Origin of the sequence: Bradyrhizobium genosp. SA-4 str. CB756, assembly GCF_000473125.1 — a bacterium.
In the GTDB taxonomy this organism is placed as follows: domain Bacteria; phylum Pseudomonadota; class Alphaproteobacteria; order Rhizobiales; family Xanthobacteraceae; genus Bradyrhizobium; species Bradyrhizobium arachidis.
The window spans coordinates 2,168,068-2,181,573 of sequence record NZ_KI421499.1; the positions used below are offsets into that span (position 1 = coordinate 2,168,068).

At 63.5% G+C, this 13,506-nt stretch carries 6 protein-coding genes and 1 pseudogene; 6 read left to right on the top strand and 1 reads right to left on the bottom strand.

All coding sequences use genetic code 11. The features are described from left to right. The first annotated feature begins 73 nt into the window (after nucleotides 1-73). From rpoC to BRAGE_RS0110785, 3 genes are all read left to right on the top strand, one after another. On the top strand, nucleotides 74-4,270 hold the full coding sequence (rpoC, locus tag BRAGE_RS0110775) for a DNA-directed RNA polymerase subunit beta' (RefSeq protein ID WP_028146248.1): 4,197 nt from the start codon (nucleotides 74-76) through the stop codon (nucleotides 4,268-4,270). 193 nt (nucleotides 4,271-4,463) lie between these two features. Next, complete coding sequence (locus BRAGE_RS0110780) at nucleotides 4,464-6,524, top strand: FAD-dependent oxidoreductase (RefSeq protein ID WP_027564412.1); 2,061 nt, start codon at nucleotides 4,464-4,466, stop codon at nucleotides 6,522-6,524. A 134-nt stretch (nucleotides 6,525-6,658) separates the two neighbouring features. Continuing rightward, complete coding sequence (locus BRAGE_RS0110785) at nucleotides 6,659-8,692, top strand: ABC transporter ATP-binding protein (RefSeq protein WP_027564411.1); 2,034 nt, start codon at nucleotides 6,659-6,661, stop codon at nucleotides 8,690-8,692. Here the strand turns inward: BRAGE_RS0110785 and BRAGE_RS48355 are convergent. Beyond that, nucleotides 8,608-9,857 (bottom strand): annotated as a pseudogene (locus tag BRAGE_RS48355) (FAD-dependent oxidoreductase). The gene BRAGE_RS0110785 and the pseudogene BRAGE_RS48355 overlap by 85 nt on opposite strands. 684 nt (nucleotides 9,858-10,541) lie before the next feature. Here BRAGE_RS48355 and rpsL point away from each other — a divergent pair. Genes rpsL through fusA form a run of 3 tightly spaced genes read left to right on the top strand, consistent with a single transcriptional unit; the run spans nucleotide 10,542 to nucleotide 13,505 of the window. Further along, nucleotides 10,542-10,913, top strand: coding sequence for a 30S ribosomal protein S12 (gene rpsL, locus BRAGE_RS0110795; protein ID WP_007603006.1), 372 nt, complete (start codon nucleotides 10,542-10,544; stop codon nucleotides 10,911-10,913). A gap of 15 nt (nucleotides 10,914-10,928) precedes the next feature. Continuing rightward, a complete protein-coding gene (gene rpsG, locus BRAGE_RS0110800; RefSeq protein ID WP_018647239.1) occupies nucleotides 10,929-11,399 on the top strand; it encodes a 30S ribosomal protein S7 in 471 nt (156 codons plus the stop codon). Nucleotides 11,400-11,432: 33 nt separating this feature from the next. Beyond that, entirely contained in the window at nucleotides 11,433-13,505 is a 2,073-nt protein-coding gene (gene fusA / locus BRAGE_RS0110805; protein ID WP_027564409.1) for an elongation factor G, read from the top strand. The last annotated feature ends 1 nt before the right edge of the window (nucleotide 13,506 follow it).

Consider the following 13,506-nt stretch of genomic DNA (forward strand, 5'->3'; position numbering starts at 1 on the left):
TGAGGGCAGGGCGCCCTGCTCGAGTGATTTTCGAATTTGCGGCCGGAGGCGACCGGCACGCGAGGAGAAGACGATGAACCAAGAAATTATGAATCTCTTCAACCCGACGACGCCGGCTCAGGTCTTCGACCAGATCCGGATCTCGATCGCGTCCCCAGAGAAGATTCTGTCCTGGTCCTACGGCGAGATCAAGAAGCCGGAGACCATCAACTACCGTACCTTCAAGCCCGAGCGCGACGGCCTGTTCTGCGCCCGCATCTTCGGGCCGATCAAGGACTACGAGTGCTTGTGCGGCAAGTACAAGCGCATGAAGTACAAGGGCATCATCTGCGAGAAGTGCTCGGTCGAGGTCACGCTGTCGCGCGTCCGGCGCGAGCGTATGGGCCATATCGAGCTCGCCGCTCCGGTCGCTCACATCTGGTTCCTGAAGTCGCTGCCCTCGCGCATCGGCCTGCTGCTGGACATGACGCTGAAGGATCTCGAGCGGATCCTCTACTTCGAATACTACGTCGTGCTCGAGCCGGGTCTGACCGCGCTCAAGGACCGTCAGCTGCTGTCGGAAGACGAGTATCTGAAGGCGCAGGACGAGTACGGCCAGGACAGCTTCACCGCCATGATCGGCGCCGAAGCGATCCGCGAGCTGCTCAAGGGCATGGACCTCGAGAAGCTCGAGGCTACGCTGCGCGTCGAGATGCAGGAGACCGACTCCGACATCAAGCACAAGAAGCTCGCCAAGCGCCTGAAGATCGTCGAAGCGTTCCGCCACTCCGGCAACAAGCCGGAATGGATGATCATGACCGTGGTTCCGGTGATCCCGCCGGACTTGCGTCCGTTGGTGCCGCTCGACGGCGGCCGCTTCGCGACCTCTGACCTCAACGACCTTTACCGCCGCGTCATCAACCGCAACAACCGCTTGAAGCGGCTGATGGAGCTGCGCGCGCCCGACATCATCATCCGCAACGAGAAGCGCATGCTTCAGGAAGCGGTCGATGCGCTGTTCGACAACGGCCGCCGCGGCCGCGTCATCACCGGCGCCAACAAGCGTCCGCTGAAGTCGCTCGCCGACATGCTCAAGGGCAAGCAGGGACGCTTCCGTCAGAACCTGCTCGGCAAGCGCGTCGACTATTCGGGCCGTTCGGTGATCGTGGTCGGTCCCGAGCTGCGCCTGCATCAGTGCGGCCTGCCGAAGAAGATGGCGCTCGAGCTGTTCAAGCCGTTCATCTATTCGCGGCTTGACGCCAAGGGCCTGTCCACCACCGTGAAGCAGGCCAAGAAGCTGGTCGAGAAGGAGCGGCCCGAGGTCTGGGACATCCTGGACGAGGTGATCCGCGAGCATCCGGTGCTGCTCAACCGCGCCCCGACGCTGCATCGTCTCGGCATCCAGGCGTTCGAGCCCGTGCTGATCGAGGGCAAGGCGATCCAGCTTCACCCGCTGGTCTGCTCGGCCTTCAACGCCGACTTCGACGGTGACCAGATGGCCGTGCACGTCCCGCTGTCGCTCGAAGCGCAGCTGGAAGCGCGCGTCCTGATGATGTCGACCAACAACATCCTGCATCCGGCGAACGGTCAGCCGATCATCGTGCCGTCGCAGGACATCGTGCTCGGTCTCTACTACGTCTCGATCATGCGCGAAGGCCTGCCCGGCGAGGGCAAGGTGTTCGGCGACATGGCCGAGCTCGAGCACGCGCTGCATGCGAAGGTCATCCACCTCCACACCAAGATCAAGTACCGGTGGGAAGGCATGGACGAGACCGGCAAGATCTCCAAGCGCTGGATCGAGACCACCGCCGGCCGCGTCATGCTCGGCAACCTGCTGCCGAAGAACCCGCGCGTCACCTACGAGATCATCAACAAGCTGATGACCAAGCGCGAGATCTCTGGCGTCATCGACCAGGTCTACCGCCACTGCGGCCAGAAGGAGACGGTGATCTTCTGCGACCGCATCATGGCGCTCGGCTTCTACAACGCGTTCAAGGCCGGCATCTCGTTCGGCAAGGACGACATGGTCGTGCCGCACGGCAAGTGGAAGATCGTCGACACCACCCGTACGCTGGCGAAGGATTTCGAGCAGCAGTACAACGACGGCCTGATCACCCACGGCGAGAAGTACAACAAGGTCGTCGACGCCTGGTCGAAGGCCACGGAAGAAATCGCCAAGGCGATGATGAAGGAGATCTCCGCCACCAAGAAGACGGCGAGCGGAGCCGATGCCGACATCAACTCGATCTACATGATGGCCCACTCCGGTGCCCGCGGTTCGCCGGCCCAGATGCGCCAGCTCGCCGGCATGCGCGGCCTGATGGCCAAGCCGTCGGGTGAGATCATCGAGACGCCGATCATCTCGAACTTCAAGGAAGGCCTCTCGGTGCTCGAGTACTTCAACTCGACCCACGGCGCCCGCAAGGGCCTCGCGGACACCGCGTTGAAGACCGCGAACTCGGGCTACCTGACCCGTCGTCTCGTCGACGTCGCGCAGGACTGCATCATCACGCAGTCCGACTGCGGCACCAAGCTCGGCATCAAGATGCGCGCCATCGTCGATGCCGGCACCGTGGTCGCTTCGCTCGGCTCGCGCATCCTCGGACGCACGGCCTGCGAGGATATCCGTGACAGCTCGGGCAAGGTGATCATCAAGCGCGACACGCTGATGGAAGAGAGCCATCTGGAAGCCATCCAGCAGGGTGGTGTGCAGGAGGTGAAGATCCGCTCGGCGCTGACCTGCGAGCTCGTCAACGGCATCTGCGGCAAGTGCTACGGCCGCGACCTCGCCCGCGGCACGCCGGTCAACCACGGTGAAGCCGTCGGCGTCATCGCGGCGCAGTCGATCGGCGAGCCGGGCACCCAGCTCACCATGCGCACGTTCCACATCGGCGGTGCGGCGCAGCTCAACGAGCAGTCCTTCGTCGAAGCCAGCTTCGACGGCAAGATCGTGATCAGGAACAAGGCCATCGCCCGCAACAGCGAAGGTCACCTGATCGCGATGGTGCGCAACATGGTGGTGGCGATCGTCGATGCCGACGGCACCGAGCGTGCGACGCACCGCGTCCAGTACGGCTCGCGCCTGCACGTCGACGAGGGCGACATGGTCAAGCGCGGCCAGCGCGTCGTCGAGTGGGATCCCTACACTCGTCCGCTCCTCACCGAAGTCGAAGGTACGATCGGCTTCGAGGACCTGGTCGAGGGGCAGTCGATCTCGGAAACGCTCGACGAGGCCACCGGCATCGCCAAGCGCGTGGTCATCGACTGGCGCTCGACCCGCGGCGGCTCGGACCTGCGTCCGGCCATCGTGGTCAAGGGCAAGGACGGCAAGGTGCTCAAGCTCGCCCGTGGCGGCGATGCCCGCTACATGCTGTCGGTCGACGCCATTCTCTCGGTCGACGTCGGAGCCAAGGTCAATCCGGGCGACATCCTCGCCCGTGTCTCGACCGAAAGCGCCAAGACGCGTGACATCACCGGCGGTCTGCCGCGGGTGGCGGAACTGTTCGAGGCACGGCGTCCGAAGGATGCGGCGATCATCGCCGAGATCGCGGGCACCATCCGGTTCGGGCGCGACTACAAGAACAAGCGTCGCATCTCGATCGAGCCGATGGACAAGACCGAGGAGCCGCGCGAGTACCTGATCCCGAAGGGCAAGCACATCCACCTTCAGGACGGCGACGTCGTCGAAAAGGGCGACTTCATCGTGGAAGGCAACCCGGCGCCGCACGACATCCTTGCGGTCAAGGGCATCGAGGAGCTCGCGGCCTATCTGGTCAACGAGATCCAGGAGGTCTACCGGCTCCAGGGCGTGCTCATCAACGACAAGCACATCGAGGTGATTGTCCGTCAGATGCTCCAGAAGGTGGAAGTCACCGACCAGGGCGATACGGACATGATCTCCGGCGAGCAGGTCGACAAGATCGAGTTCGACGCGCTGAACGAGAAGGCCAAGGAAGAGGGCAAGAAGCCCGCCACGGGTACGCCGGTTCTGCTCGGCATCACCAAGGCGAGCCTCCAGACCCGCTCCTTCTTCTCGGCGGCATCGTTCCAGGAGACCACCCGCGTCCTCACGGAAGCGGCGGTCAACGGCAAGATCGATCCGCTCGAAGGCCTCAAGGAGAACGTCATCGTCGGCCGGCTGATCCCGGCGGGCACCGGCGCCTCCATGGCCAAGATCCGCGAAGTCGCGATGAAGCGCGACAAGCTGATCCTGGACGAGCGCGAGAAGCAGGCGGCCGTCGTGTCGCCGGCGCCGGAAGCGGAGCTTCCTGCGCTGCCGCCCGCGGAATGATCGTTCATCCGTAAGAATACCGAGGACAATGAAAAGGCCGGCGCAAGCCGGCCTTTTTGCTGCTTTGTTTCCCTGTTGCGGTGCGGGATCAACCTTTGTTCATCTTTCCTTCAGGCGCAAAAGCGCTTCTGCTAGGGCAGCTTAGACCGGTGGATCCCGTGACGGGGGCAGGGCCGGAGACCACGGAACTGACATGCTTGATCTCGCAATCGTAGGCGGCGGCCCCGGCGGGCTGATGAGTGCCTGGTATCTAAAGCGTAAGCTCGGCGACCTCTGCCGCATCACCATCTTCGAGGCGTCCGACCGGCTCGGCGGCAAGATCGTCACGCGCAAATTCGATTCCGCGCCCGCGATGTACGAGGCCGGCGTTGCCGAGATCTACGACTACTCGATGACGGGCCCGGACCCGCTGCGCGAGCTGATCCAGCATTTCGGACTTCAGACCATCCCGATGGACGCCGAGCAGGTGCAGTTCGGCGGCGAGCTGCTCGACGACGTGCCCGGCATGCGCCGCAAATACGGTGCGAAGACCGCCGCTGCGATCGAGGCGTTCCGCAACCGTTGCGCCGAAATGATGTCGCCGATCGAATATTACGAGGGCGTCGGCGCGCACGACAACGAGAACCCCTGGGCCTACAAGACCGCCGAGCAGGTGCTCGACGAGGAGGTCGAGGACGAGACCGCAAAGCGCTTCTTCAAGGTGATGGCGCGCTCGGATATCGCCACCGAGAGCCACAACACCAACGGCCTCAACGCGCTCAAGAACTACCTGATGGATGTCGACGGCTATATCGGCCTCTACTCCATCCAGAACGGCAACGAGCAGCTGATCGAGTGCCTGCAGTCGGAGGTCAACGCCGACATCCAGCTCAATCACCGCGTGCTCACCGTCGGCAAGGCGCCGACCGGCCGCTATCAGCTCAAGATGATGAATGGCAAGGGTCCGGAGACGCGCGACTTCGACCTCGTGCTGGTCTGCCTGCCGCATTCCTGGCTCGCTACGATGGGGTGGGAAGGCGAGCAGCTGCGCAAGTCGATGGTCAAGCACGTCTCCTATTTCGACCGTCCCGCGCACTATCTGCGTGTCTCGATCCTGTTCGACGCCCCGTTCTGGGGCGAGAAGATTCCCGGCGCCTGGTTCATGTCGGAGGCCTTCGGCGGCTGCTGCGTCTACAACGAGGGCGCGCGCCACGACGTCGGCAAGCACGGCGTGTTGAACTGGCTCATTCCCGGCTCCGATGCGCTGGCCTTCGCCAACCTCTCGGACCAGGAGCTGATCGACGCCGCGCTGAAATCGCTGCCCGCCTCGCTCGGCGATGCCCGCGCGCATTTCCTGGAAGGCAAGATCCACCGCTGGCTGTCGTCGGTGAACGCGCTGCCGGGCGGTCTGCCGGTGCGCGACGTCATGACCAACCATCGCCCCGAGCCGAAGGAACATCCCGGCATCGTGGTGGTCGGCGACTATCTGTTCGACTCCACGCTGAACGGCCTGCTCGATTCCTCGGATGCCGCGACCGACATCATCCTGACCGAGATGATGCGCCTGCGCCGCGAGCGCGCGCAGGGCGAGGCGCAGGTCTCCGACAAGATCGATCGCGACTATTTCGAGAACTATCGCGGCCTCGGTCCCTATCACGAAGCCTGGAAGCACTTCACCGATCCCGATTACCTGTCCAAGCTGATCGGCATCGTCTGGGGCAAGGCCAAGGGCTCAAAGCTCCTGGTCGCGGGCTCGGCCAGCGGCGAGCTGGTCGGCGCGCTGCGCGAGCGCGGCATCGATGCCTGGGGCATCGAAAGCAACCGCGCCATCCATGCGAAAACGCCGAAGGCGCTGAAGAAGTACAACAAGCTCGGCTCGATCACCGACATGCCGTTCAAGGATGGCAGCTTCGACTTCGTGTTCGAGACCAGCCTCTGCCACGTGTCCCCGAAGCAGGTGGTCCGCGCGATCCGCGAGCTCAACCGCGTGGTCAAGACCGGACTCGTGTTCGGCTCGATCACCTCGGACATGGCCTCGGTGGTGATCGACCGCTACGACCTCCTGCGCGGGGTCAAGAAGCTCGGCACCTGGTGGGAATGGTCCGAGCTGTTCTTCGGCAACGGCTTCGACCTGTCGATGCACCGCAAGGACTGCACCGACGCGCTCTGGGAGGCGACGCTCGCCGCGGGCAAGGGCCCGGGCCAGTGGTACGCCGACGCCGACAGCTTGCGTTATTCGTTCTTCGACAAGGTCGAGGACGAGGACGACGACTAGCGCTCAAGGATCGGGTGAATTCGCCAATTGTTTTGCCGAATTCATTTTGATCGCATAGAATCGGTGCAATAGCGGCTCTCCGCTATTTCCTGCTTTCTCTGCGGTCATGCCGGCCGTCAGCATCGGTTGGTATCATGGCGTCCAAGCCTCTCTCGCCCGACAAACAGAAGCTCGCCGCCGAAGAGGCGACCGAGCTCGACGACAAGCTCGCCGCCGCCGCCAAGCCGGACCTCGAAGGCGACGAGGACGATGAAGACGAGGAGGATGACGAGCTGGAGCTCGATGACGACGATGAGGACGAGGACCTCGTCGTCTTTACCGCGCGCGAGGCGGCCGGCGCGCTCGCGACCATCCTGGGTTTCATCAAGCCCTTCCTCGCCAACTACAAGCGGATGCTGTCGTTCGTGGCGTTCGGCGTCGTCGTCGAGACGCTGTTCAACGTCATCATGCCGCTCAGCCTGAAATACCTGATCGACGACGCGCTCGGCGAGGAGGATTTCCAGGCGCTGTACAAGATCCTCGGCGTGCTCGCGGCCGCCGGCATCTTCACCTCTATCGTCGCGGTCTGGTACGAGCGCTGGGACGCGCGGCTGGCCGCCTGCATCATCTCCGACGTCCGCAAGCGCCTGTTCGAGCACGTCCAGGACCTGCCGGCGGCCTATTTCGGCCGCACCAAGCGCGGCGAGATCCTGTCGCGCTTCTCGGTCGACCTCTCGGCCTTCGAAGGCTCGGTCAAGACCTTCGCCAACAGCGCGGCGCTGCCGTTTCTGGAATTGGTCGCCGGCATTGTCCTAATGGTGTTCCTGAACTGGCAGCTCGCCGTCGTCGCGCTGCTGGTGTTCCCGATCACGCTGATCGGCCCGCGCATCCTCACCCCGAAGGCGGTGCAGGCCAATTACGAGCAGAAGCTCAACGAGAGTGCGCTGCTCGGCATGGTGCAGGAGAACGTGGCGGCGCAGGCCGTGATCAAGGCGTTCAGCCTGCAGCGCAAGATGTTCGGCTTCTTCCGCTTCCGCAACGACGAGACCCGCAACAAGATCGCCTCCGCGGCGTTCCTGTCGACCATGGTGGAGCGAACGGTCACCATCTCGGTGCTGATGCTGCATCTCGTGGTGCTCGCGATCGGCGCCTATCTGGCGACCAAGGGCCAGATCACCATCGGCACCTTCGTCACCTTCGAGAGCGCGTTCTGGGAGGTCTCCTACAACATCGCCCATGTGATGCACTTCATCCCGGTGTCGATCTCCTCGGCCGCCGCGATCCGCCACATCCAGGAGCTGCTCGACGAGCCGACCCGCGGCGCCGATCGGCCGGGCGCGCCCGACCTGCCGCGCATCACCAACGACATCACCTTCGACCACGTCACCTTCCAGTACGAAGGCAGCCAGACGCCGGTGCTGGACAATCTCAGCCTCAAGCTAAACGTCGGCAAGAGCATCGCCATCGTCGGGCCCTCGGGCTCGGGCAAAAGCACGCTGCTCAATTTGATCCTGCGGCTCTACGTGCCCGATGAGGGGCGCGTCACCATCGACGGCGTCGACGTCCGCAAGGTGACGCTGGATTCGCTGCGCCGGAGCATGGCGGTCGTGTTCCAGGAGAACATGCTGTTCAACATGTCGATCCGCGAGAACATCCGGCTCGGCAAGGAGGGCGCGACCGACGAGGAGGTGGAGGAGGCGGCGAAAAAGGCCGAGATCCATCGCTACATCATGAGCCTGCCGCAGCGTTACGACACCCCGGTCGGCGAGCGCGGCGACACCTTGTCGGGCGGCCAGCGCCAACGCATCGCGATCGCGCGCGCGATCATCCGCAATCCCTCGGTGCTGCTGCTCGACGAGGCCACCTCGGCGCTGGACCAGACCACGGAAGCGGCGATCAATCGCACTCTGCTGAAGGTCGCCAAGGGCCGCACCATGATCTGGTCGACGCATCGCCTGACCTCGGTGGTCGAGATGGACGAGATCATCGTCATTTCAGGGGGCAGGGCGATCGAGCGCGGCCCGCATGCCGAGCTGCTCGCGAAGAACGGCACCTATCGCAAGCTGTGGAACGACCAGATGCACCAGCCGCACAGCGCTGCGGCTCAGGCCGATGACGACAGCGAGGATGACGACGAGGAAGACGACGACCTTGAGGATGATGAGGACGAGGACGACGAGGAGGAGTGACCGAGGAAGTTCGGTTCCAGGTCGAAGGCACCTCCGAGCGGCCGCAAGAGCCCTGAACCGACCAGGCCATGAAGCGCGCCCAGCGCTGTGCCGTCCAATAGGGGCCTGTCGCGGTCGAGACCAAGCGGAAATCGAACGCCTTCGCCGCCGACCATTCGTCGCAGGCCCGCTTGACGGGATCGGCATAGAACGCGGCGACCTTCGCCGCATCCATCCCGTCGGAGGCGAGCCACTGCGGGATGTAGACATTGCAGAGCCGCTCGACGTCCGTGAAGACCTTGTCGCAGCCGGTGCCTGCGGCGGGGCAGGAGGTCGCGAAGGCATCGCCCACCAATACGAGGCCGGGCTGGCCGCTTGCATCGTTCACATAGAGATCGACCGGGCGGATCTTGATCTCGCCGGGAATGTCGAATGGGCCGGTGATGTGTTTGAGCCGGGGTAGGGCGGCGTTCAGCGTCTCGGCTGGCCTGCGACGCAGCTCGCCGAGCCAGGGATCGTCGAAGCTGCGGTAGACGAACAGATTGGCGCGCATCCGCGGGCCGATCGGAAACAGCGTGATGTAGGGAATGCGGTCGCTCGGCCGCTCCGAGAAATAGGTCAATGCGGGGAAATCGAACGAATTCCGCCCCGCCGGCACCACGTCGAATCCGATCGAGATCGAATGGCAGGCGCTGACGACCTTCCGCGCAATGCCGAGCTGGTGGCGCAGGCCGACATTGAGGCCATTGGCGAGCACGACGAGGCGGGCCGAGATCGTCTCGTCATTGGAGAGCGAGACCCGCTGCCGCTCCGGGCTGGTCTCGACCGCAACGGCCTTGGCGCAGATGCGCTCGACGCTCGCAGGGATCTCGTCGCGGACGGCGCCAACCAGGGAATCGTAGAGGATGTTGAACTGCCGGCTCGGCGCCTTGTCGAGCAGACGGCCGAAACGCGCGATCCAGTTCTCGCCGGCAAAGGTGGCGCGGCGCAGCACCGATTCTCCGATTCCGGTCTTCAGGAATCGCTCGACCTGGACATGGCCGCTGAGTTTCTCGACGCGAAAATCCGCCGGATAGCTCTCATGCGGATCGATCAGGGCTGTCGAAATGCCGGCGCGGCCGAGCATCGCAGCGGTGGTCGAGCCGGACAAACCCCCGCCGATGATGGCAATGTCGGTGTACCGCATGGCGTAAATCTCTGCCGAAGGCGGCAGATTGCCGCATCAACAGGAAAAAAAGCCTTAGCAAGAGATATAAAAGTATATTTCGCCCGGATGTAAATGGGTCGCTGGGGTAGCGGAACAGGAAACCCATGCCCATATCCGGATGACGCGGTGAGTGCGACAAACAGCGATTTCGACAGTCGCGAGAAGCGTTTTCTGACTGTCGTTTCACCTTGACTTGAGCGATTCTCACTTATAGAAAGCGCCTCACTTAACGACAGGCGGTGAGCATCGCCAACGTCGGAACGGGCCACCCGTTGATCGCCAGGGACCATATCTCGGGGATCGATTAAGCGGGCACCAACCTCGACGAATGCCGCTCAAACGCTGTCGATCATAGCTAGGCAATGCCAGTGCGATTTTAGTTCTCTTGAGCTCGTTCTCTTGAGATCGAATTCGGATGCATGACCTCGGTGCGCAGGCCGCAGCTTTACGCTGATCGGCCTCAATATCGCGGTCCTCTGTGGCGTCGAAGCGCTTTCCGCTCGTTGATGGAGCGGTTGGCGCAATTTCGCTTTGTGCGGATTGTTCCGCAAAAGGCGGCCTCGTCGGGCAGGTGGCCCGAGAAGAATTTGCGGTTCCGGCGACGGACCGCGCCAAGACAGCGGGCCCGGAAGGGGCCGCGACAGAACAAAGGGTAAGGCCAGGATGCCGACGATCAACCAGCTGATCGCTCAACCGCGTGAAGTGCAGAAGTCGCGCAAGAAGGTGCCGGCGCTGCAGCAGTCGCCGCAGAAGCGCGGTGTTTGCACGCGCGTCTACACCACGACCCCGAAGAAGCCGAACTCGGCGCTTCGTAAGGTCGCCAAGGTGCGCCTGACCAACGGCTTCGAGGTGATCGGCTACATCCCCGGCGAGGGCCATAACCTCCAGGAGCACTCGGTGGTCATGATCCGCGGCGGCCGCGTCAAGGACTTGCCCGGCGTGCGCTACCACATCCTCCGCGGCGTTCTGGATACCCAGGGCGTCAAGAACCGTAAGCAGCGTCGTTCGAAGTACGGCGCCAAGCGTCCGAAGTAAGCGGGAACCAGCTCAATGTCTCGTCGCCACTCAGCGGAAAAGCGCGAAGTTCTCCCGGATCCGAAGTTCGGGAACATCATCGTCACGAAGTTCATGAACTCGGTGATGTACGCCGGCAAGAAGTCGGTCGCCGAAGGCATCGTCTATGGTGCGTTTGGTATCATCGAGAGTAAGACCAAGCAGAACCCGCTCGGCGTGTTCGAGCAGGCGCTCGAGAACGTCATGCCGACGATCGAGGTTCGCTCCCGCCGCGTCGGCGGCGCGACCTACCAGGTTCCGGTCGAGGTTCGCTCGACCCGCCGGCAGGCGCTTGGCATTCGCTGGCTGATCGCGGCTGCGCGCGAGCGCAACGAGAAGACGATGACCGAGCGGCTCTCGGCGGAGCTCTTGGACGCATCGAATAACCGGGGGAACGCCGTCAAGAAGCGTGAAGACGTGCACCGGATGGCGGAAGCCAACCGCGCCTTCTCGCACTATCGCTGGTAACGGCGAAACAAACGGACTCGCAAGGAACACCCCATGCCCCGCCAACATGCCATCGAGGACTACCGTAACTTCGGTATCATGGCGCATATCGACGCCGGCAAGACCACGACGACCGAGCGCATCCTCTATTACACCGGCAAGAGCCACAAGATCGGCGAAGTGCACGAAGGTGCCGCGACGATGGACTGGATGGAGCAGGAGCAGGAGCGTGGCATCACGATCACCTCGGCTGCGACCACCGCGTTCTGGGCCGGCAAGCGCCTGAACATCATCGACACGCCCGGCCACGTCGACTTCACCATCGAGGTCGAGCGTTCGCTGCGCGTGCTCGACGGCGCCGTCTGCGTGCTCGACTCCAACCAGGGCGTCGAGCCCCAGACCGAGACCGTCTGGCGCCAGGGCGACAAGTACAAGGTTCCGCGCATCGTCTTCGCCAACAAGATGGACAAGATCGGCGCCGACTTCTTCAAGTGTCTGGCCGACATCGTCGACCGTCTGGGCGCCAAGCCCGTCGCGATCCAGCTGCCGATCGGTGCCGAGAACAACTTCAAGGGTCTCGTCGACCTCGTGAAGATGAAGGGCGTCGTCTGGAACGATGAATCGCTCGGCGCGAAGTTCGACTATGTCGACATTCCGGAAGACCTCGTCGACCAGGCCAAGGAATACCGCGAGAAGATGGTGGAAGCCGCCGTCGAGCTCGACGACGACGCCATGGCCGCCTATCTCGACGGCAAGGAGCCGGACGAGGCGACCCTGAAGCGCCTGATCCGCAAGGCGGTGCTGACCGGCGCGTTCTATCCCGTGCTGTGCGGCTCGGCCTTCAAGAACAAGGGCGTGCAGCCGCTGCTCGACGCCGTCGTCGACTATCTGCCGTCGCCGCTCGACGTGCCCGCGATCAAGGGTACCGACGACAAGGGCAACGAAGTCGTGCGCAAGGCGGACGACAAGGAGCCGCTGGCGCTGCTCGCGTTCAAGATCATGGACGACCCGTTCGTCGGCACCATCACCTTCTGCCGCATCTACTCCGGTATCCTGCAGAGCGGCACCGGCGTCGTGAACTCGACCCGCGAGAAGAAGGAGCGCATCGGGCGCATGCTGCTCATGCATGCGAACAACCGCGAGGACATCAAGGAAGCCTATGCCGGCGACATCGTCGCGCTGGCCGGCCTGAAGGAAGCGCGCACCGGTGACACGCTGTGCGATCCCGACAAGCAGGTGATCCTGGAGAAGATGGAATTCCCCGAGCCGGTCATCGAGATCGCGATCGAGCCGAAGTCCAAGGCCGACCAGGAGAAGCTGGGCGTGGCACTGGCCAAGCTCGCCGCGGAGGATCCGTCCTTCCGCGTGTCGACCGACCACGAGTCCGGCCAGACCATCCTCAAGGGCATGGGCGAACTCCATCTCGACATCAAGGTCGACATCCTCAAGCGCACCTACAAGGTCGACGCCAACATCGGCGCGCCGCAGGTTGCGTTCCGTGAGCGCGTCACCAAGCGGGTCGAGCACAGCTACACCCACAAGAAGCAGACCGGCGGTACCGGCCAGTTCGCGGCCGTGTCGTTCATTGTCGAGCCGAACGAAGCCGGCAAGGGCTACGAGTTCGAGTCGAAGATCGTCGGCGGCGCGGTGCCGAAGGAATACATCCCCGGCGTCGAAAAGGGCCTGGAGAGCGTGCTCTCGTCCGGCGTGGTCGCGGGCTTCCCCGTGGTCGACGTCAAGGTGCAGCTCGTCGACGGCAAGTATCACGACGTCGACTCGTCGGCGCTCGCCTTCGAAATCGCTTCGCGCGCCTGCTTCCGCGAAGCGCTGCAGATGGGCAAGTCCGTCCTGCTCGAGCCGATCATGAAGGTCGAAGTGGTGACCCCGGAAGACTACACCGGCTCGGTCATCGGCGACCTGAATTCCCGGCGCGGTCAGATCCAGGGGCAGGACATGCGCGGCAACGCCAACGTCATCAACGCGATGGTGCCGCTCATGAACATGTTCGGTTACGTGAATAACCTACGCTCGATGAGCCAGGGTCGCGCGACCTTCACCATGCAGTTCGACCACTACGCAGAAGCGCCGGCCAACGTGTCGGCAGAAGTCCAGAAGAAGTTTGCCTGAT

Excerpts from the sequence above, each read along its gene's own strand:
- rpoC (WP_028146248.1), top strand. The coding sequence starts at position 74 with ATGAACCAAGAAATTATGAATCTCTTCAACCCGACGACGCCGGCTCAG.
- BRAGE_RS0110780 (WP_027564412.1), top strand. The coding sequence starts at position 4,464 with ATGCTTGATCTCGCAATCGTAGGCGGCGGCCCCGGCGGGCTGATGAGT.
- BRAGE_RS0110785 (WP_027564411.1), top strand. The coding sequence starts at position 6,659 with ATGGCGTCCAAGCCTCTCTCGCCCGACAAACAGAAGCTCGCCGCCGAA.
- rpsL (WP_007603006.1), top strand. The coding sequence starts at position 10,542 with ATGCCGACGATCAACCAGCTGATCGCTCAACCGCGTGAAGTGCAGAAG.
- rpsG (WP_018647239.1), top strand. The coding sequence starts at position 10,929 with ATGTCTCGTCGCCACTCAGCGGAAAAGCGCGAAGTTCTCCCGGATCCG.
- fusA (WP_027564409.1), top strand. The coding sequence starts at position 11,433 with ATGCCCCGCCAACATGCCATCGAGGACTACCGTAACTTCGGTATCATG.